Here is a 20,042-nt window from a genome sequence, read left to right as displayed (position 1 = left end):
TATATCTCCTTGAAAAGAAGTCAATTACTAATAATACTTAAGTGATCGAGCTTTGACAACCAAAAAAGCTGATGTAAGCGGTATCTTTTGGGATTCCGTTTATCTTTATCATATATGAAGACAGTCAGACATAAATTTATTGACAGAATAAAGTTTAGTCCTATAAACTATTTTTAAAGTTGAATAGTTTATACCTATAAACTAAATGAGCAAAGGAGGGAAAGAAGTGACGAAAAGCAAGTTATATCAAGCTGTAGAACTTTTTGAAGAAGTGCTGTTTGTAGGAACAGAAGTCATTCACAGAGAGCTGAGCCATAACCTCTTCGAACATGTCTCAAGGCAGCAGTTTGATTTGTTAAATAGTTTAATGATTAAAGGCCCGTCTTCACCTGGCAGTCTCGCTGTCTTGCAAGGTGTTCATAAAAGTGCCATTTCGAATCGAATTAAAAAACTGCTCGAAAAAGGGCTTGTGGAGTGGGACACTAATGAACTAGAGAGCGATAAACGTTCTAAGCTTATTAAGATTACGGCTGAAGGAGAAAAGGTAATACATGACGGAAATGCCGCGTGTTTTAGTATCATTGAGAATTTGTTTGATGATGTAGAAGAAGAAAAAATAGATACATTTATTGAAATTCTTACAATGGCAAAAGAAAAGTTAACTATAAAAGGGGAAAGCAAAAAATGAAATTTATTGTGAAATTTAAATGGGTGATTGCGGCCTTTATTTTAGCTTTAACGGTCATATTGATGCTAACGGCACCCAATTTAACAAAGCTCGCAAGTGAAAAAGGACAGTCTCAGCTTCCTGATGATGCCGTTTCATCTAGGGCCAGCCAAATTCTCAAAAATGCTGGGGAAGACAGTAACACCATCAGCATGGTGATCAAGCTAGATAACGCATTAGATAAAGATAGTGAGAAACAGATACAGAAAATCATTGATAAGACAGAGAAAATTAAAGGTGTAAAAGATGTTACAACGCCTTTAACAGATGATCAAGATGTTCGTAACCAATTAATGTCTAAAGACAAAAAAACCGTTTTAGTTCCGGTTACTGTCAGTGGATCGGATGAAAAAGTTGAAAAAATAGCGAATCAGATTTATGACAGCGTGCCAAAAGACGTTACGGCATATGTAACAGGTGCATCTCTTATTAATCAGGATTTTGCACACAGTTCAGAAGAAGGGTTAAAGAAAACCGAGTTTATTACTATCTTCTTGATTTTAGGTTTGCTTCTACTCGTTTTCCGTTCAGTCGTGACGCCGTTTATTCCTATTTTAATTGTGGGAATCACATACTTAATCAGTCAATCGTTACTAGGTATTTTAGTTAAAAATGTCGATTTTCCAATCTCAACGTTCACGCAAACGTTCTTAGTAGCTATTTTGTTTGGAATAGGTACGGATTACTGCATTCTTTTACTTAACCGTTTCCGTGAAGAATTGGCTAACGGACATGATAAAGTAGAAGCCACGATCACGGCTTACCGTACAGCAGGAAGAACGTTATTCATCAGCGGAATTGCCGTATTTATTGGTTTTGCAGCCATTGGATTTGCCAAGTTTGCTATTTTCCAATCGGCCGTTGGCGTAGCAGTGGGAGTTGGTGTGCTGCTAGTGATTTTATTTACCTTGCTGCCACTTTTTATGGTTACCCTTGGAGAAAAATTATTTTGGCCGTCTAAAAAAGTGGCTTCTCATAGCGATAATAAGCTGTGGGGGTTTTTAGGAAGAAAGGCAGTAGCGCGACCGTTCGTATTTTTAGTCATTACAGCGATTATTACCGTGCCTTTTATTGTAACGTATGACTCAAAAGTATCGTTTGATTCTACTGCTGAAATAAGCAGTGATTATAAATCTATAAAAGGACTAAATGCTATCAGTGACGCACTGGGAGAAGGAAAAGCATTTCCTGTCAATGTTATTATTAAAGGAGATAAAGAGTTAACAAAGGCGGATGTTATTCCGTATTTAGGAAATATAAGCAAAGCAATTGAAAAAGTGGATCACGTGGATTCTGTTATGACGATCACACAGCCTACCGGAGAAAAGATTGATGATTTATATGTTAATTCACAGCTGGGCTCTGTATCAGACGGAATCAAAGATGCTGTTAAAGGAATCGGAGATGTACAAAAAGGATTAAGTGATATTGAAAAAGGGCTAAATCAAATAGCTGACCAAACGGGTTCTGCTTCTAAAGAATCTGGCGGGTCACTTGCACCTGCCGCAGACGGATTAGCTCAAGTTAATCAACAGCTGCAGCTTGTCAGCACTCAGCTCTCTACAACAGGAAATGTGCAGCAAGCGGTTTCTCAGCTTGCAGCACTCAGCAAACAGCTTACTACCATTCAAACCGGTCTTCAACAAGCAAATGAGAATCTTTCAGCTCAGCAAGGCCAAGTCGGAACCCTATCAGACAGTATCAATCAATTAGCAGAAGGTGTTGACAGTGCAAATGATGGGCTAACGAAAATCTCAGATGGCTTAACAAAAGCAACAGGTATGCTTGATAACATGAGTGACAGCTCAACAGTTAGAGATACGGGTATTTATCTTCCAGCAGAAGTGATGAAAGATAAAGGGTTTAAACAATCCATCGACAACTATTCTTTTGCAGATGGAAAAGGAGTTAAGCTCAGCGTAGTGCTCGATCAAAATCCATATTCTGAAGAAGCCATTTCAACCGTAAAAAATATTGAAAAAGCGGTGGCAAGCGAAGTCGTTGATACGCCGTTTGAGCATACAGAAATTGTGTACGGAGGGGTATCGAGCTCAAATGCGGATTTAAAAGATTTATCTACAACGGATCTTTCACGCACAATGGTTATTATGATGATTGGATTGTTTATTGTTTTGACCATTTTATTCCGTTCAATGATCATGCCTGTATACATGATTGCTTCACTGTTGCTTACGTATTATACAGCAATGGGAATCTCAGAGCTTCTATTCGTGGATATAATGGGGAATGACGGAATCAGCTGGGCCGTGCCATTCTTTAGTTTTGTTATTTTAGTTGCCCTTGGAATTGACTATTCTATTTTCTTGTTAGACCGTTTTAACGAAGAAGTGAAAAGCGGCGTAGCAGAAGGCATGGTTACGTCTATGAGTAAGATGGGGTCGGTTATTATTACTGCCGCTATTATCCTAGCCGGAACGTTTGGGGCTATGATGCCATCAGGTGTATTAACGCTTGTTCATGTAGCAACAGTTGTTATCATCGGTCTTTTACTTTATGGTCTTGTTATTCTTCCGCTTCTTATGCCAGCGATTGTCGTGACGCTTGGAGAAGGAAACTGGTGGCCGTTTCTTCGAAAAAAAGAAAAATACAAAGTAGAAGAATAACTTATATATGCTGGATTTTATCACCAATCAGATATAACGTTAAGCATTAGATAGAGTAAAAATGAAGGATAGATGAGCGTCATGAGACTGCTTTATCTATCCTTTTTTTGTGCTATTAGAAAACTTGAGCATGATTAAAAGTAAACTTAAGCAGGCGCTGTGATAAATATACCGGATCGAATAAAAGGCTTCCTACTAGGAAAACCTATAGTCAAAAACATGCGGAGGTCTTTTTAATGAAATTTGTAAATCTTTTAGCTAATCAGCGAGAAAAACGACGCGAACAAATGCGTGAAGCAGGCACATGTCCAGACTGCTTAGGAAAACGTTTTCACCATGTTGGGCTTTATTTTGTGCACGTTTATGAATGTCCGAGCTGTCAGGGGAATGAGGAAAACTAAATAATTCAGCCGAAAAGCTTCTTCATAAAATAGAAGCTTTTTTTATTTCACCACTATTACAAGCTCAGTAGGTTGAAAAGAATTGTTCCTTTAGAGCTAATAATGATAAGATTAAAAAAAGCAGCATCCAAGGTAATTCATACTCACTTTTACGTAAAAACCACTATAGTATAGAGATTATATAAAAAGGAGATTCCGGCATGGGTGAAAAAAAGAATATTGATATAGGTGGTCTTAGTTTTGCTTGGGATTTAGAAAAAGGAAAATTTAGCTTTGAAGGAGAAGATGCGATTCTTTTTTGGATTTCTTCGGCGATGAAAACATTGTTTGACACAATCGAAGAAATATCTGGAGAAGAGGCAGCTTCGGTAGTACTGGAAACCACTGGTTTTCGACAAGGATTAGTAGTAGGAGAGTACTTTCAAAATATGAAAGGCGTAACGGTTTTTGAAGCGGCTGAGTTAATTACAAATACATACGCTTCGGCTGGATGGGGGAAAACAACTATCAAATATTTAAATCCTGAAAGTAAAACTCTATCTGCTGAATTAAAAGACAGTTGGGAACATAAAATTAACGTGGCCCAAAAGAAAACAAAAGGAGGAAATTTTCTTCCGGCCCATTACGCAGGGATTTTCACAGGACTATTCGGGACAAACATTTGGTACAAGGTGATTCAACATCAAATAGAAGGGCATGAATGCACCACAGTAGAATACTTCCCTTCCAACATTGATATTACTCAAAATATTCATCAATTAGCGAGAAGAAAAGAAGCGCAGAAAATAGAACATTTGCAAAGCATTGTAGCAGAAAAAACGGCAGAGTTAAAAGATCTTATTAAAAAGCTTTCTTCTCCTATTATTCCGGTTTTGGAAGGCATAGTCGTCGTTCCTTTGATTGGCAAGTACGACGAGGATCGAACGGAAGATTTGATTGTCAATACATTAAATAACCTCCCAAAACATCAGGCTAATTATCTTGTGCTGGATTTAACCGGATTGGATAAAGAACTTACTGAATATACGGCAAGTCTTATTGAAAAATTAGGTGCAGCAGCGTCCCTGATTGGTACGAAAACAATTTTAGTAGGAATTTCTGCTGACTTAGGCTTAGTTATATCAAAGACTCATATTGATTTATCAAAATATGATTGTTTTCAAACATTGCAGCACGGTATTCACTATGCATTGGCACAAAGCGGACGAAGCATCGTTTAAAAGATATATTTGAAATATAACAAAATGCACTCATTCAACATCATAACAAATTTCTTTATCAAAGAACGGAGATGTATTGAAGGATTTCATTTTTCGAAAGAAGAATTGACATGAAACCAAAAGGTGTTATATTATTTTCATATAAAACCTTTTGATGTTATTTTTGGAAAAGGAGAATGAAGACAACGATGAATGATAAAAGTGTAGTAGAAGATGTAAAACAGACGATAATATTTAACGCGCCGATTCAAAAAGTTTGGGATAAAGTAGCAACCGCAGAAGGGCTCCAACAATGGTTCATGCCTAATGATTTTCAGCCTCAGGTAGGATATGAATTTCATTTGCAATCGCCTTTTGGACCATCTCCGTGTAAAGTATTAGAAATAGATGCACCAAACTATCTTTCTTTCTCTTGGGATACGGATGGATGGGTCGTTTCGTTTACCTTAAAAGAAATGGGTAATCAAACTGAATTTACGCTTATTCATAGCGGCTGGAAAGAAGCTGAAACACTTCTTGAAAAAGCAAACGAAAAGAGTTCAGTGGTACGAGATAGAATGAGCTACGGGTGGACTAGTCTCGTGAATGAAAAACTTCGAAAGGTTGTTGAAAACTAAATGACTTCATCAGCTGCCAAGCATGATATCTTTCAAGCCATTGCTGATCCTACTCGAAGAAAAGTACTTGAGCTGCTTTCTGAAAAAGAATTGCCTATTTCAGAAATAACGTCCCATTTTTCAATAAGCCGTACCGCTGTTGTCAAGCATCTTCATATACTTTCAGAAGCAGACCTAGTCCATGGACAAAAAAAAGGCAGAGAAAAAGTGTATCATCTTCAGCCGGAGCCTTTGAAAGAAATAAAAGATTGGCTTTCTTACTACGAACAATTTTGGACAAACAAATTATCTATTCTTCAGCATATTGTTGAAAGAGACGAAGAAAGAAAGCAATAGAAAAAGCATAAAAACGTTTTTTATAAGGAATATAGCAAAGCCAGTCGTTAAAAAGACTGGCTGTTTTACATAAAAGCTGGTTTTATTCTAGAAGGACAAATAAAAGAAAGATGCAGAACGCCATAGGGCATTTCTTAAAATAAAAAGATAGACCTTTAGAAGAAAAAAAGGAGGAAACAGAGCAATGAACAAGCTTTTATTTTATGGGACGAGCGATGCTCAAGGAGTGCCTCGATTATTATGTGACTGTAAAGTATGCGCGCAAAAAGATCCATTAAATCAGCGCACAAGACCTAGTGCACAGTTCACACTGGACGGTAATGTGTGTTTGATTGATGTATCACCTGATTTTAAACATCAATTTCATTTATACAATAACAAAAAAATCCCTTCTACCGTGTTTATTACTCATCCTCACAATGATCATGTTGCTGGTTTAGGGGATTTAGCCGACTTATGCTACTGGAATAATGTAAGTACAGAAGTCGTAGGAGCGCCTGAAGTCATCAATGAGTTAATCAAAAGATTTCCTTATCTCGCAAAAAGAAAAGGGCTTACCTTTAATGGCACGTTAAAGTGGGAAAGCGAAGAAACGGCCATTACGTTTCATAAAGTGAATCACGGATTTAACGGTCATTCCTACGGCATTGTGGTTCATCAAAAACAAGGCGCACGCTGGGCGTATGTATCCGATTCTTTTAATGTGACAAAAGAACAGTGGGAGCCTTTTTACCACTTAGATTTACTGATATTCGGTACATCTTTTTGGAAAGAATATCTTCAAAAAGAAAAAAGATCCGTATATGATGTGACAGAGGCAATGGAGATTAAAGTGAAGTTACAGGCAAAAAACATGGTGTTCACTCATTTATCACACGATATTGATATCAGAAAGCACGCTGAGATGCTTTTAGATAAAAACGTAAGCTTTGCCTATGACGGACGCGAGATTTCATTACCTTATTTGTATTGAGATTAATTAATATCATATAGAATAATAATTTCAAACTAGGAAGGTAAAAGAGGTTAATAAGCAGGGATAGCTTGAAGTAGGAACGAACACGACACTAAATTGGAGTTAAAGAAGGGGATAGTGTTATGGATGCTATTATAGAAAAACCAAATAACCTCGGTGAATTATCTCGATTTCTATCAGAAACAAATAGTCAGAAAACATCACATATTGGTTATTGTGGTGAAAAAGAAGAAGAAATCTACCAGACATTAAAAGAAGCTTTTATTAGTGACGAGGGTGATATTAAATTTTTAATCGCTAGAAATAGGACAGGAGAAATTTTAGCGGCTATTGGATTTGATATCGAAGAAACGGTAGCAGAAGTGTGGGGACCTTTTAATAAAACATCTTCTATTTATTTGCAATCTCAATTATGGAAACAGTTAGTTAATGAAAATCCTTTGATTCAAAAATTTCATTTTTTTATCAATGAAGAAAATGAGCTGCAACAAGTATTTATGAATGAAATAAAAGCAAAAAAGACTGGTGAACACTTGATCTTAGAAATTAAAGAACAAAATTTTGATAAAGTTATTGAAATGAAAAGCGAGCCATTTAAACATAGTGATTTTCAAGCATTTGAAATGCTGCATAACGCAATGTTTCAAAATACTTATTATGATGGAAAAACAATTATTGAGAGACTTAACGATAGAAATATGTTAAAGATACTTAAAAATGTGTCTAATGAGTTGCAAGGCTATGCGTACTTTGAAGTCGATACTGAAATGCGAGAGGCTTCATTGGAGTATATTGGTGTTTCAAAGAATGCTCAGTGTCAAGGTCTAGGAACGAGGTTGTTAAAGGAAGTTTTAACAGAGATGTTTTCATTTCCACAAATTAATGAAATTAAACTAACCGTTGATAGAGCAAATAGTCAAGCAAATCGAGTATATATGAAAGTTGGTTTTGAACCAAAAGATATTCTTATAAGTTATCGCCTCAAACTGTAAAAGAGTTAAGTTCAATGAGGGCGGAGAACATTAAGTGTAAAAGCGCTCGGATTTTTTTCGAGCGCTTTTACTTACCATTTATATTGCTGATTTGTAGTTCTAACTTATGCTTCTTTCTATCAACCGAATCCGTTAGAAACAAGGCAATTCTTTTTTTGTTGTAAATTAGATACGCTCGATAAAATCACTCACAACTTTGTTAAACCGATCGCTTTCTTCGAGAAAAGGGCAGTGGCAGCTGTTCTCAAAAACTTCAAGTACAGAACCTGAAACCAGCTTTTGAATATGCCTTCCAGCCGCTACAGGAATGAGTTTTTCTTCTTTTCCAAAGCACAGTAAAGTAGGAATTGTAATAAACGGGAGGAATTCTCGATAGTCCACAATGGATTGATCAAACAAAATAGCACTAGCTATCGACTCGGGCATTTTCGTTACTTCTTTCATAATCCAATGTTTATCTTTTTCAGTTAATTCATCCTTAAACATAAGCGGAATAAAACTTTCTAATGTACTTGTTCGATCAAGCTGAATACCTTGCATAAGCGAAATAAGGGCAGGTAAATCAAATGCACCGATTGGAAAGTCTGACCATTTAAAGTCTGAAGCCATTTCATCTACAATAATATTCCCTTTTACATTTTCTTCACCAAATTGTTTCAAATATTCCCACACAACAAAAGCACCCATCGACCAGCCTACTAATATGACGTCTTTTAATCGTTTATTATTTATAAACTCATGCACATCGCGAGCATAAGTGGAAATTGTGTGACCATATGGAGTATGACTTGAATTTCCATGTCCTCTTAAATCCAAAAGAATAGTTTGATACTGTTTCGAAAAAAAAGAAAGCTGGTTGTGAAAAAAACGACTGCTCATCCAAACTCCGTGAATGAAAATAATAGGTGTTCCTTCCCCTTGTTGTTCATAGTATAAAGTTGCACCGTCTTTTAATGTATAAAAAGGCATCATTTCCGCCTCCAATCTCAAAGGTTCATATCTCATCATGTATGCGCAGAAAAGCTCAGGTAGAACGTATCTCCGCAAGAAAATGTTCATAAAAAAAACAAATCCTAGAAGTGTTCGCCTTGATATGTTATACTATTACAGGCTTAAATACTGTATGTTTTTGAAACAATCATTCACTGTAATACTTTTTAGATAGAAGCATCCTCATAAAAAGGATGTTGTTTTTGTCGTAATGTACCTTTAAGTAATGAATTGTTACCATCAATTCGGTTCACAATAACCGACCTACATGCATTATATCTTGCAAATATAAACAGATAGGTGGAAGAAGCAACATGACTGAAAGAAAACCATATCAAGTACTACTATATTATTTGTACACTCCAATTGAAAATCCTGAAGAGTTCACAGCTCAGCACTTGGCATTTTGTAAAGAGCTTGAACTAAAAGGACGCATTTTAATTGCGGCTGAAGGGATCAATGGAACAGTATCAGGAACAGTTGAACAAACAGATAAATACATGGAAACGATGAAAAATGATCCTCGTTTTGAAGGTATTGTATTTAAAATAGACGAAGCAGATGAACATGCGTTCAAAAAAATGCACGTGCGTCACCGCAAAGAATTAGTAACTCTTCGATTAGAAGAAGATGTGAATCCTCTTCGCGTAACGGGTAATTACTTAAGCCCAAAAGAATTTTATCAAGCGATGCAAGATGAAAATACGGTCGTAATCGATGCACGAAACGATTATGAATACGATCTAGGCCACTTCCGAGGAGCTGTTCGTCCGGATATTCAAAACTTCCGTGAGCTTCCTGAATGGATTCGCGACAACAAAGATCAGTTTGAAGATAAAAAAATCTTAACGTACTGCACAGGCGGTATTCGCTGTGAAAAATTCTCTGGATGGCTTCTTGAAGAAGGTTTTGAAGATGTAAGTCAGCTTCACGGAGGTATTGTAACATACGGAAAAGATCCAGAAGTACAAGGTGAACTATGGGATGGTCAGTGCTATGTATTTGATGAGCGCATCAGCGTACCAGTTAACCAAAAAGAGCATGTGATTGTCGGGAAGGATCACTTTACCGGCGAGCCTTGCGAACGTTATGTTAACTGCTCAAACCCAGAATGCAATAAGAAAATCTTAGCTTCTGAAGAAAACGAACACAAATATTTACGCGCTTGTTCACATGAATGCCGAGTAAGTCCCCGTAACCGCTATGTAAAAGAACATGGTTTAACAGAAGAAGAATTTGCAGCACGTGTTAAAGAGTTAGAAAACGAACACGTAACTTTATAATAAAAAAACAGCACGCTATATACAGCGTGCTGTTTTTTTATGAAAAGATTCTCTTGTAACCTAGTGTTTAGAGAATAACCTAGTGTTTAGAGAAGGTTATGCAACGGGTATTTATAAAAAGGAAACATATTCCTGTTTTTTGTTTTGCATACTTAAAGGAATATTTTTTAGAAAGCGATTAAAAAACGGTTGTACATAAAAACAACAAAGGAGCTTGAAAATGGAAGCGAAAATTGAAAAAAAGTACGATGGACGTTTACTGGAAGGACCCCTATGGGATGAAGAAAATCAAAGATTAGTGCTAGTAGACATTTTAGATAAAAAACTTCTTACGTACGATCCAAAAACGACAACATTAGAAGATATGGATCTTCCTTCAGTTGTTACAAGCGTTTCTACAACCAATCATTCAAAATTGGTCGTCTCCACTCGTAATCAGCTGCTTTTAGTGGATAAAAACAAAAAGAATCATGAAGAGTATATCCGTTTAGATACTCTTGAAAAAAACATGCGTTTTAATGACGGGAAATGTGATCCATATAATCGCTTTTGGATTGGCACGATGAGTGAAGAAGATGAAGAAGGAAAAGCCCAGCTGTACGTAGTAGATGAAAAAGGTGTAATTAAGAGTGCTAAAGAAGGATTAAGCGTGTCAAACGGGCTAGCTTGGAATCGAACAGGAGACAAATTCTTTCTAGTTGATTCCCCGAAAAATAAAATTATGTCTTATTCATTTTCTAAAGAAACAACAAGGCTCGAAGATGAAAAAGTGGTGATTGACCTTTCAGATATAGACGGGTTTCCTGATGGAATGACAATTGATGAGCACGACCGACTGTGGGTAGCGCTTTGGGGAGGTTCGAAAGTTATTTGTGTAGATCCAGAGAAAGGAGAAATTATAGAATCTATTCATCTTCCTGTTTCCAATGTAACCTGCTGTACATTTGGAGGAGACGATTTACAAACTTTATTTATCACCACAGCTAAGGAAGAAGAAAAATACGAAGAAGCTGCCGGCTCTCTTTTTTCATGCCGAGTAGGAGTAAAAGGCTTACCGGCTTATACTTACGTATATTAGACCAGCACTTATCAAAATGTAATGATTCAGACCAGTAACGATAGATATTAAATGCAGTTTCTACAACTCCTTTGCACTGCGTTCATTCCCTTTACATTTTATTCATTATGAGGAAGAGGAATAAAACATGACGATAACGAATTCCCATAAAGAAGCCTTTCAAAGAATATGAATACTTGTATTGGTTAATAATGGTTAAAGGTACAAAAGGAGGAATTGTTTTGGAACAAACATTGTATGAAAAAGTGGGCGGACAAGAAGCGATTGAAAAAGTAGTAGACTATTTTTATTCTGAGCTTGTTTTAAAAGACGAAACAGTTAGTCACTTTTTCGAGCACACGGATATGGATAAACAACGTCGACATCAAGCTAAGTTTATAAGCTTTGCCTTAGGTGGACCGAATCAATATTCAGGAAAGTCGATGGCCAAAGCGCATGCAAATATGAATATTCAGCCCGAACATTTTAATGCAATTGCTAAGCATCTTCACGATGCACTTGCTCACTTTAATGTTGAAGAGCCTGATATTGACCAAGCATTAAGTAAAGTTGAATCTCTAAGAAATGATATTCAATATAAATAAATCATAAAAAAAGAAGGTTATTGTAACCTTCTTTTTTTTATGCGCAAAGCTGTGATGTATGAAGGAAACATGGAAAAGACATCGTAATATGATAAAAATGCAATAGGTGAAAATATTTATCGAAAGTCTGGGAGTGGGAGTATGTCAGCAATTAATGGGAAGCAATACGTAGAGAGAATTAACCAATTAAAAGCAAATGTATGGGTTGATGGCAAGCTCGTAACAGGCGATATATCAGAACATCCGGCTTTTAAAGGAGCCATTAACAGTCAAGCTAAGCTTTATGATCTTCAGCATGATAAAAAAATCAAAGATATCATGACATACCAATCTCCGGCTTCTAAGGAATTTGTCGGTACATCTTATTTACAGCCTAAAACAAAAGAGGAGTTAAAAAAGAGGCGAGAGATGACTCAGCAGTGGGCTCGCTTAACTCACGGTATGATGGGGAGAAGTCCAGATTATATGAATACTGTATTGATGGCTTTTGCATCCTCTGCAGAACTCCTGAGAGGAGAAGAAAATTGCTTTCCTGAAAACATCATTTCTTATTATGAATATGTGAGAGAGCACGATTTATCGCTCACTCATACATTCATCGATCCTCAAGTCAGTCGAATCCAATTTTATTACGAGCAAAACGATGAACCGATAGCAGCAAAAATAGTTGATAAAAACAATGAGGGAATCGTTATCCAAGGTGCGAAACTGCTTGCTACACAGGGTGGCATGACGGATGAGCTGCTCGTACTGTCTTCAGCAGGCATTCAAGGAAAAGAAAAAGGATTTGCTTTTTCAATTCCAAGTAATATAAAAGGAATTAAATTTATTTGTAGAGAATCATTTGCAGGAAAAGATTCGACGTTTGATTATCCATTAAGTTCTAGATTTGAAGAAATGGATACAATTGTTGTCTTTGACCATGTATTAGTACCGTGGAACCGCGTGTTTTTCTATGAAAATGTAGACGTATCAAATACATTCCTTGCTTCTAGTTCCTTCTCAGCTTTTGCTCTGCATCAAGTAACTTCAAGGAGAATTGTCAAAACAGAGTTTGTATTAGGAATTGTACAATCTCTGATTGAAACCATTAACATTACGGACTATCCGCATGTGCGAGAAAAAGCCACGGAGCTTATTATTGCGTTAGAAACGATGAAAGCTCTCGTGATGAAAGCAGAAGAAGAAGCGGAGATTGATACATGGGGATACATGCGTCCGAATGAAACTACACTTCGTATTGCCGCAAATATATTTTCAAAAACATATCCTACCTTTACAGAGATTATCCAGCTTTTAGGTGCAAGCGGACTAATGGCAATACCAACAGAAAATACGTGCCGCTCATTGGTTAAGGAAGATATTACGCGTTATTTGCAAGCTAAATCGAGAGGAGCAGAAGATCGAATTAAGCTTTTTCGACTTGCATGGGATTTAACGATGAGTCCGTTTGGCACAAGAGAAACGCTGTATGAACGTTTTTTCTTTGGAGAGCCTGTACAGTTAACCAGTTATCTGTACTTATCTTACGATAAAGAGCGCTATGTACAGAGAGTCACCGATTTTTTGAAAAGTTAATGGAGAAAACTGATCTCCGCTGGGTATGATAATTTAGTTGCAAAAACAGCGGAGATGCTTATTGAATAAATTTGAAAAATCTGCAATAATTTTCAGGGAATCATTTCTGTGAAAATACTAAGGAATACTATAAAGATAGGATGTTACAATGAAGCAATTAATCTATTTTGGTTTAGAACAAGCAAAATCTTGTGTTTTTCCTGTTATTATTTTTCTTACATTGGCCATGACAAAAATAATTGAAGTACCGTTTATTTCTAGATATGACCTTATTTTATTAGTCTGTCTAGGAACTCAAGTTTTAATGGTGGCGTTTAAACGAGAAACGCTTGATGAAGTAAAAGTCATTGCAGTATTTCATTTAATTGGACTAGCGTTAGAACTCTACAAAGTTCATATGGGCTCATGGAGCTATCCGGAAAAAGCTTTCACTAAAGTCTGGGGAGTTCCGCTGTACAGCGGATTTATGTATGCTAGTGTAGCCAGCTACATGTGCCAAGTGTGGAGAAGGCTTGAATTAAAGCTTGCGAATTGGCCTTCTACGTGGATTGTCAGTATACTAAGTATGACTATTTACCTTAACTTTTTCACGCATCATTTCATTTACGACTTCCGCTGGTTTTTAAAACTTTTTACTTTACTTATTTTTTATCGAACTTTTGTATATTTTACGGTTAACAAACGTACATATCGCATGCCTTTAGTATTGTCTTTTGTACTGATTGGCTTTTTCATTTGGATCGCTGAAAATATCGCAACATTTTTCGGAGCATGGCAGTATCCAGATCAACAGCAGCAATGGACAATGGTTCATATAAGTAAAATTAGCTCTTGGCTTCTTCTTGTGATTGTTAGTTTCTTGATTGTTGCTTTACTAAAGCATTTAAAAGAAAATCAGAGCCAATTTAAACAAAGGAAGAAATCCAAAGAAACAAACGAAATATATGAAAGATAGAAACATAACTATGTACACGCTGTTAATATGAGGTACAGAAGCTTTGGAGGATTATATGCAAGAATATATCTTTTATCTTCCCTATTTTAAATCAGCGGGGAAGACCGTAGCAGTTACAAATGAAAATGGAGAAAACGTCGGACAGCTTAAGAGAGTGCATAAAAATATGTGGACTAAAAGTATTGATTTTGTAACTCGTGATGGACTTCCAGTGTTAGATTCTATTTCTTGGTTTCCTATCTTTTCCTGCGGCTTAAAGGTACATGTACAAGTTCAATGGGAAGGAAGAACGGTGTTTATTGATCACGTGAAAAAACACCGGTGGGTGATAAAAGAAAATGGAAAAACAGTGGGGGATCTATTAGGTAAAGGAATAATTAAAAACGAAGGAGCACAAGAAATTAGATGGGGAAATAACGTCTACATGTTAAGTAGTCATGAAGCTGTAGAGGAAGCATGTATTTTTAATCAAAAAAGAGAAAAAGTCGCGGAGTTTAAATCAGACCTTTTTCATTTTAAACAAGGAAAACACTCAATAAGAGTAACAGAAGAACTGCCCGTACCCATTTTTATCGCTTCTTACTATATAACTACTTTTATTATGCCATGCATATAATCAGGCGCAGAATGATTCTGCGCCTGATTTTTATATCATGATTTTACAAATATCATTTGTGAATTCAACGGGATCACTAATAGATAAGCCTTCAATTAGAAGAGCTTGGTTATATAATAAATTTGTATAAAGGTCTAGTTTCTCTTTGTCATTTTCAAATGCATCTTTTAAAGAAGCGAATACATCATGATTTACGTTAATTTCTAACACTTTTTCTGCTTTTACATGCTGATTGTCAGGCATAGCACTTAAAATTTTCTCCATTTCAATCGTTACTTCACCATCAGCTGATAAGCAAACGGGGTGTGTTTTTAAACGTTTAGACGCGCGCACATCTCCTACTTTTCCCGCCAAAGCTTTTTTCATATAGTCAAATAGCTCTTTATTTTCTTTTTCCTCAGACTCATTGAGCTGTTCTTCTTCTGCTTCAATCCCTAAGTCACTACTTGAAACAGATTTAAATTCTTTTTCTTCGTACGTCATTAACATTTTAATCGCAAATTCATCGATATCTTCTGTAAAATACAGAATTTCGTATCCTTTATCTGCAACCAATTCTGCTTGAGGAAGCTTTTCAATGCGGTTGTACGATTCGCCTGATGCATAATAGATATACTTTTGATCCTCAGGCATGCGTGATACATACTCGTCTAGTGTTACGAGCTTTTTCTCTGTAGAAGAATAGAATAAAAGCAGGTCTTTTAATACATCTTTGTTGCTGCCAAAGTCACTGTAAACGCCGTATTTTAGCTGACGGCCAAATGATTCATAAAACTTCTCGTACTTTTCACGTTCGTTTTTAAGCAAACTTTTTAACTCATTTTTGATTTTCTTGCCGATGTTTTTGGCAATCAGCTGAAGCTGGCGATCTTGCTGTAAGATTTCACGCGAAATATTAAGAGATAAATCTTCAGAATCTACCATACCTTTCACGAAGCTAAAGTAGTCTGGAAGAAGATCTGCGCATTTATTCATAATTAATACGCCGTTTGAATACAGTTCAAGTCCTTTTTCAAATTCTTTTGAGTAGTAATCAAACGGACTATTTTCTGGAATAAATAAAATAGCATTGTAGCGAATCGTTCCATCCACATTAATGTGAAGGTGAGTGAGCGGTTTATCAAACCCGTAGCGCTTTTCTGAATAAAATTGCTCATAGTCTTCTGAAGTCAATTCATTTTTATTTTTCTTCCAGATCGGTACCATACTGTTGATAACTTGCTCTTCTGTATAATCTTCTAGCTCGTTATCAGAACCTTCTTTAGGACGTTTTTCCGTTATGTCCATTTTAATTGGGTAGCGGATAAAGTCTGAATACTTTTTAATGATCTCTTTTAAACGATACTCTTCTAGATACTCATCATATGTTTCATCTTCTGTATTTTCTTTGATTTTTAAAATGATTTGAGTTCCAACCGTTTCTTTTTCGCAAAGTTCGATTGTATAACCATCAGCACCAGTAGATTCCCATTTATAGGCTTCATTGCTGCCTAACGCTTTACTAATCACCGTTACGACATCTGCCACCATAAACGCTGCGTAAAACCCAACGCCGAATTGGCCAATAATCGTGTGTCCGTCCTTTGTTTCATTTTCATTTTTAAACGCAAGGGAACCGCTTCGCGCAATTGTGCCCAAGCTACTTTCAAGCTCTTCTTGCGTCATGCCAATCCCAGTATCCGTAATGGTTAAGGTACGGTTAGTTTTATCTGGTGTTACTTTTATGTAATAGCTTTCTTTGTTAAAACGCAAGGAGTTGTCTGTTAAGGCTTTGTAATAAATTTTATCGATTGCATCGCTTGAATTTGATAGAAGTTCTCTCAAAAATACTTCTTTTTGAGAATAGATGGAATTAATCATCATCTCTAATAATCGCTTTGATTCGGCTTTGAATTCTTTTTTTGACATAAGAAGTTCTCCTTTCCAAATAGGGCTTATAAAATAATTAGCACTTGAGTGGATAGAGTGCTAATCACTCTTTTTATTTAACATGTATTAGGATATTTGTCAATATATTAGGAGATTCACCAAAGAGATTAAAAATTAGACTGAAAAAAGCAAACTTTTAAAAAAAGGTTGAACGTTCTGAAAGAGTTTGCTAGAATATACTTAATTTCAAAGACTATATGTGACTGGCGAAACGCGGATAACCGTGAGGAAGCATATAGTGACGTAGCCGTTCGCCTGGGCAGAGGTAAGGGATTAATACATATCTCTTACCTCTTTCTGTTTAGGGGGAGAGGATATAGAAGTTATCAGACATGTAGGCTAAAAAACCAGACTTTTAAAAAAATTAAAAATGAAGTTCCTTTATCCAAAGGTAAAAACATGTAAAACTACGATGATAATCAGAGGAGAGTACAAAATGAGCACATTAACATTAGAAAAAGTACAAACAATCAAAACATTAAACAACATTGCACAAAAAGGTCTAAATGTTTTTAATCAAGAAGGTTATCAAATTGACAACGACAGCGAAAATCCAGATGCGATTGTCGTGCGTAGCTTTAACATGCACAGCATGGCATTTGACCAAAATTTAAAAGCTATTGCACGAGCTGGAGCAGGGGTTAACAATATACCGGTGGAAGCTTGCACGGAGCAAGGTATCGTTGTATTTAATACGCCAGGAGCTAATGCAAACGCAGTAAAAGAAATGGTTTTAACTACAATTATGGCTTCTTCTCGTAACTTATTTGCTGGAGTTGAATGGACAAAAGGATTAGACGGCCAAGGTGACCAAATTCCTAAGTTAGTTGAAGCAGGTAAAAAACAGTTTGTTGGAAAAGAAATCAAAGGTAAAACATTAGGCGTTATTGGTTTAGGTGCAATTGGTGCTCTTGTAGCAAACGACGCGCTTGATTTAGATATGGACGTAATTGGTTTTGATCCATTCATTTCTGTTAATACAGCTTGGAATTTGTCTCGCAACGTACAGCGTGCAATGTCTCTAGAAGAACTATTTGCAGCATCTGACTATATTACGGTTCACGTTCCATTAACGGACGATACAAAAGGTGTTTTCAATAAAGAGACGTTTAGCATCATGAAACCAGATGTTCATATTTTGAACTTCTCACGCGGTGAGCTTGTAAACGAAGAAGATATGAAAGCTGCTCTTGAAAATGGAAAAGTTGGTCGATATATTACAGATTTCCCAAATCAAAATGTCTTGAACATGAAAAATGTTGTGCCAATTCCTCATTTAGGGGCATCAACTCAAGAATCAGAAGAAAACTGTGCGGTAATGGCAGCACGTCAAGTGAAAAATTTCTTAGAAACAGGAAATGTTAAAAATTCAGTGAACTTCCCGAATGCATCTCTTCCTTACACTGGGAAAAAACGCGTAGCTGCTTTCCATCACAACGTACCGAATATGGTAGGACAACTTACGCAAGTATTCTCAAACTACAATTTAAACATCGCAGATATGGTGAACAGAAGCCGCGGTGAATATGCGTATACAATGATCGATATTGACAATCAAGTAAGTGACGAGATTGTGCCTGAGCTAGAAGAAAAAATTGGTCAAATTGAAGGAATTATTACAAGTCGTATTATCTAATTTGGTTATCATCCTATTTTAGTGTTTCAGCCCTAACTTTTCTAAGTTAGGGCTGTTTTTACATGGTACTTATCCTCATATCATTTCCTTCATTCCCATAGCATATAGAAATACCTTTAAAGAGGTGAACGTTTTGTCAGAAGAAATGATAGGGATTTTGATAGGGTCGCTCATCGCGCTGGCAGGAACATTCATTACGTCTGTCGTAGCTATAGCGATGTCGAAAGAGCAATACAAGCAAGAGCTTCGCAAAGCATTTATCCAAAAGAAAGTTGATGCCTATACCCATGTGTGTCAGGTTATTTTAGCTATAAAAAATGATTTACTGACAATAACCGTTTCTTCAGCCGGCTTAAACTGGACGGCTCAATCTATTAACAAACTAGCAGATGTATGTATTACGGAAGGACTGTGGATCGATGAAGAAGACAGCAAAAAGCTGGAGGTTCTGCAAAAGCAGCTTTCAAAGTTTGTATTGGATGAAATAGAACTGTCTAGACATGATATCCTCACAACCTGTTATGAAATTATTGAGTATTGTGAAAAAAAGGTAAAGATTCTTCATTTTATGACTACAAAAGAATAGGTGATTACTACTTTAAGAAGGGATAGTAGACGGATTAAAAAAGCATCGGAATATAAAGTCAAAAAACAATCCGTTTATACACCAGCAGTCGACGAGGGCATTAGTAAGGAAAGGGCCAAGGGGAAATTTTTTGTAAAAACGATAGAAAAAGATAGGCTCAGTACCGGGTCTATCTTTTTGCGTTTATATATAAATATATTTATATATGCATGTGTCCAAGCATTTACAGAAAAAACTCCTAAAATATAGTCCAGAAAGGAGACGATTGTATGTCAAATTACGAGTCGAGCAAACCGTATATTAAAGCGGTGAATATATCTAATCCTTTATATCAATCGTTAAAAGGAGACTATTTTGTTGGACAAACTAAGCCTATTCGTTTCGGTGGAAATAGAAATGCTTGGGGCGGGTTAGTTAACCCTTCCGGCTCTGGAGTAGATCTATTTGTGAATGCTTTTACTATCACTAACTATTCCAACGAACCTTTTACTGCTGAAATTTGGTTTAACCCTATCCCGCCTGGAAAAGGAACAACTTCAGATAATGTGAGTCCAGCAAATACTACACTACGTTCAAAGCCAAAAGGGAAAATTAAATTTGCAGAAATGGTAAAAGGCGTTCCTGCTAAAGGGGTAAACGTATTTAACCGTGTTGTTCCTCCGAAAAGTACATTAGTAAGTGATGAAGACGGCAAATTTATCTTTCCAAACAACGGTTCATACGTTATTTTCTTAGTTTCTCCAGGAAATAAAGAAATTGAAGCTGAAATTGCATATGGATGGTTTGAGAAAAAACGTAAGAAGGACTGTTAACTGAATAGGTCTTAGCGATTGTATGAGAAGTGTATGAGCTATTTCATATTTAATACAGTTCTTAACAAACGGTAAGTGTTTATGAAAAGAACTTTGCAGCAG

19 protein-coding genes and 1 riboswitch are annotated in these 20,042 nt (G+C 36.3%); of the genes, 17 read left to right on the top strand and 2 right to left on the bottom strand.

Annotated elements, in window-relative coordinates; all coding sequences use genetic code 11:
• Positions 1-226: 226 nt before the first annotated feature.
• The 8 genes from ACRPLY_RS01685 to ACRPLY_RS01650 all read left to right on the top strand — a co-directional run bounded on the left by ACRPLY_RS01685 (position 227) and on the right by ACRPLY_RS01650 (position 7,893).
• Positions 227-688, top strand: coding sequence for a MarR family winged helix-turn-helix transcriptional regulator (locus ACRPLY_RS01685; protein ID WP_033579007.1), 462 nt, complete (start codon positions 227-229; stop codon positions 686-688).
• Complete coding sequence (locus ACRPLY_RS01680; protein WP_432231494.1) at positions 685-3,351, top strand: MMPL family transporter; 2,667 nt, start codon at positions 685-687, stop codon at positions 3,349-3,351. Before ACRPLY_RS01685 ends, ACRPLY_RS01680 begins: the two co-directional genes overlap by 4 nt.
• A gap of 236 nt (positions 3,352-3,587) precedes the next feature.
• A complete protein-coding gene (locus ACRPLY_RS01675; RefSeq protein ID WP_165573448.1) occupies positions 3,588-3,752 on the top strand; it encodes a hypothetical protein in 165 nt (54 codons plus the stop codon).
• A 200-nt stretch (positions 3,753-3,952) separates the two neighbouring features.
• Entirely contained in the window at positions 3,953-4,972 is a 1,020-nt protein-coding gene (locus tag ACRPLY_RS01670) for an STAS domain-containing protein (protein ID WP_432231493.1), read from the top strand.
• Between the two features lie 188 nt (positions 4,973-5,160).
• Positions 5,161-5,589, top strand: coding sequence for an SRPBCC family protein (locus tag ACRPLY_RS01665; protein WP_063247983.1), 429 nt, complete (start codon positions 5,161-5,163; stop codon positions 5,587-5,589).
• Positions 5,590-5,925, top strand: coding sequence for an ArsR/SmtB family transcription factor (locus tag ACRPLY_RS01660; protein ID WP_034266233.1), 336 nt, complete (start codon positions 5,590-5,592; stop codon positions 5,923-5,925).
• A gap of 184 nt (positions 5,926-6,109) precedes the next feature.
• The gene (locus ACRPLY_RS01655; protein WP_432231492.1) at positions 6,110-6,898 is read left to right on the top strand and encodes an MBL fold metallo-hydrolase; all 789 of its coding nucleotides are present in this window, start codon (positions 6,110-6,112) and stop codon (positions 6,896-6,898) included.
• Between the two features lie 125 nt (positions 6,899-7,023).
• A complete protein-coding gene (locus ACRPLY_RS01650; RefSeq protein ID WP_432231491.1) occupies positions 7,024-7,893 on the top strand; it encodes a GNAT family N-acetyltransferase in 870 nt (289 codons plus the stop codon).
• Positions 7,894-8,058: 165 nt separating this feature from the next.
• Here the strand turns inward: ACRPLY_RS01650 and ACRPLY_RS01645 are convergent, their stop codons facing one another.
• Positions 8,059-8,862, bottom strand: a complete 804-nt coding sequence (locus ACRPLY_RS01645; protein ID WP_432231683.1) for an alpha/beta fold hydrolase — start codon at positions 8,860-8,862, stop codon at positions 8,059-8,061.
• A 335-nt stretch (positions 8,863-9,197) separates the two neighbouring features.
• On the opposite strand from ACRPLY_RS01645, the gene ACRPLY_RS01640 reads away from it, so the two are divergent.
• From ACRPLY_RS01640 to ACRPLY_RS01615, 6 genes are all read left to right on the top strand, one after another.
• Positions 9,198-10,166: a rhodanese-related sulfurtransferase gene (locus tag ACRPLY_RS01640; RefSeq protein ID WP_033579013.1), complete on the top strand. Its 969-nt coding sequence runs from the start codon at positions 9,198-9,200 to the stop codon at positions 10,164-10,166.
• A 220-nt stretch (positions 10,167-10,386) separates the two neighbouring features.
• Positions 10,387-11,244: an SMP-30/gluconolactonase/LRE family protein gene (locus tag ACRPLY_RS01635; RefSeq protein ID WP_034266244.1), complete on the top strand. Its 858-nt coding sequence runs from the start codon at positions 10,387-10,389 to the stop codon at positions 11,242-11,244.
• 221 nt (positions 11,245-11,465) lie between these two features.
• Positions 11,466-11,828 carry a group I truncated hemoglobin gene (locus tag ACRPLY_RS01630; RefSeq protein ID WP_025751868.1) on the top strand — a complete coding sequence of 121 codons (363 nt, stop codon included), beginning with the start codon at positions 11,466-11,468 and terminating at the stop codon, positions 11,826-11,828.
• 141 nt (positions 11,829-11,969) lie between these two features.
• Positions 11,970-13,406 (top strand): 4-hydroxyphenylacetate 3-monooxygenase, oxygenase component, encoded by a 1,437-nt coding sequence (gene hpaB / locus ACRPLY_RS01625; RefSeq protein WP_432231490.1) that lies wholly within the window; start codon positions 11,970-11,972, stop codon positions 13,404-13,406.
• A gap of 148 nt (positions 13,407-13,554) precedes the next feature.
• Positions 13,555-14,361, top strand: a complete 807-nt coding sequence (locus ACRPLY_RS01620) for a DUF817 domain-containing protein (RefSeq protein WP_028413304.1) — start codon at positions 13,555-13,557, stop codon at positions 14,359-14,361.
• Between the two features lie 55 nt (positions 14,362-14,416).
• Positions 14,417-14,977: a tubby C-terminal domain-like protein gene (locus ACRPLY_RS01615; protein WP_432231489.1), complete on the top strand. Its 561-nt coding sequence runs from the start codon at positions 14,417-14,419 to the stop codon at positions 14,975-14,977.
• A 30-nt stretch (positions 14,978-15,007) separates the two neighbouring features.
• Here the strand turns inward: ACRPLY_RS01615 and htpG are convergent, their stop codons facing one another.
• Positions 15,008-16,885: a molecular chaperone HtpG gene (htpG, locus tag ACRPLY_RS01610; RefSeq protein ID WP_325076876.1), complete on the bottom strand. Its 1,878-nt coding sequence runs from the start codon at positions 16,883-16,885 to the stop codon at positions 15,008-15,010.
• A 210-nt stretch (positions 16,886-17,095) separates the two neighbouring features.
• A riboswitch (ZMP/ZTP riboswitch) is annotated at positions 17,096-17,174 on the top strand.
• Between the two features lie 168 nt (positions 17,175-17,342).
• On the opposite strand from htpG, the gene ACRPLY_RS01605 reads away from it, so the two are divergent.
• From ACRPLY_RS01605 to ACRPLY_RS01595, 3 genes are all read left to right on the top strand, one after another.
• A complete protein-coding gene (locus ACRPLY_RS01605) occupies positions 17,343-18,542 on the top strand; it encodes a phosphoglycerate dehydrogenase (protein WP_165636075.1) in 1,200 nt (399 codons plus the stop codon).
• 133 nt (positions 18,543-18,675) lie between these two features.
• Positions 18,676-19,128: a hypothetical protein gene (locus tag ACRPLY_RS01600; protein ID WP_367077200.1), complete on the top strand. Its 453-nt coding sequence runs from the start codon at positions 18,676-18,678 to the stop codon at positions 19,126-19,128.
• 269 nt (positions 19,129-19,397) lie between these two features.
• Positions 19,398-19,940 (top strand): DUF6143 family protein, encoded by a 543-nt coding sequence (locus ACRPLY_RS01595; protein WP_165636077.1) that lies wholly within the window; start codon positions 19,398-19,400, stop codon positions 19,938-19,940.
• Positions 19,941-20,042: the final 102 nt, after the last annotated feature.

It is taken from the genome of Priestia sp. TGN 0903 (genome assembly GCF_050846855.1).
GTDB lineage: Bacteria > Bacillota > Bacilli > Bacillales > Bacillaceae_H > Priestia > Priestia zanthoxyli.
The sequence above is the reverse complement of the archived record's forward strand: the minus strand, read 5'-3'. Positions and strand labels throughout refer to the sequence as shown.

What these genes read in the sequence shown, in the direction of transcription:
- ACRPLY_RS01605 (WP_165636075.1), top strand. Translation starts at nt 17,343, where the DNA reads ATGAGCACATTAACATTAGAAAAAGTACAAACAATCAAAACATTAAAC.
- htpG (WP_325076876.1), bottom strand. Translation starts at nt 16,885, where the DNA reads ATGTCAAAAAAAGAATTCAAAGCCGAATCAAAGCGATTATTAGAGATG.
- ACRPLY_RS01615 (WP_432231489.1), top strand. Translation starts at nt 14,417, where the DNA reads ATGCAAGAATATATCTTTTATCTTCCCTATTTTAAATCAGCGGGGAAG.
- ACRPLY_RS01655 (WP_432231492.1), top strand. Translation starts at nt 6,110, where the DNA reads ATGAACAAGCTTTTATTTTATGGGACGAGCGATGCTCAAGGAGTGCCT.
- ACRPLY_RS01675 (WP_165573448.1), top strand. Translation starts at nt 3,588, where the DNA reads ATGAAATTTGTAAATCTTTTAGCTAATCAGCGAGAAAAACGACGCGAA.
- ACRPLY_RS01645 (WP_432231683.1), bottom strand. Translation starts at nt 8,862, where the DNA reads ATGCCTTTTTATACATTAAAAGACGGTGCAACTTTATACTATGAACAA.
- ACRPLY_RS01595 (WP_165636077.1), top strand. Translation starts at nt 19,398, where the DNA reads ATGTCAAATTACGAGTCGAGCAAACCGTATATTAAAGCGGTGAATATA.
- ACRPLY_RS01620 (WP_028413304.1), top strand. Translation starts at nt 13,555, where the DNA reads ATGAAGCAATTAATCTATTTTGGTTTAGAACAAGCAAAATCTTGTGTT.
- hpaB (WP_432231490.1), top strand. Translation starts at nt 11,970, where the DNA reads ATGTCAGCAATTAATGGGAAGCAATACGTAGAGAGAATTAACCAATTA.
- ACRPLY_RS01640 (WP_033579013.1), top strand. Translation starts at nt 9,198, where the DNA reads ATGACTGAAAGAAAACCATATCAAGTACTACTATATTATTTGTACACT.
- ACRPLY_RS01650 (WP_432231491.1), top strand. Translation starts at nt 7,024, where the DNA reads ATGGATGCTATTATAGAAAAACCAAATAACCTCGGTGAATTATCTCGA.
- ACRPLY_RS01635 (WP_034266244.1), top strand. Translation starts at nt 10,387, where the DNA reads ATGGAAGCGAAAATTGAAAAAAAGTACGATGGACGTTTACTGGAAGGA.
- ACRPLY_RS01680 (WP_432231494.1), top strand. Translation starts at nt 685, where the DNA reads ATGAAATTTATTGTGAAATTTAAATGGGTGATTGCGGCCTTTATTTTA.
- ACRPLY_RS01670 (WP_432231493.1), top strand. Translation starts at nt 3,953, where the DNA reads ATGGGTGAAAAAAAGAATATTGATATAGGTGGTCTTAGTTTTGCTTGG.
- ACRPLY_RS01660 (WP_034266233.1), top strand. Translation starts at nt 5,590, where the DNA reads ATGACTTCATCAGCTGCCAAGCATGATATCTTTCAAGCCATTGCTGAT.
- ACRPLY_RS01665 (WP_063247983.1), top strand. Translation starts at nt 5,161, where the DNA reads ATGAATGATAAAAGTGTAGTAGAAGATGTAAAACAGACGATAATATTT.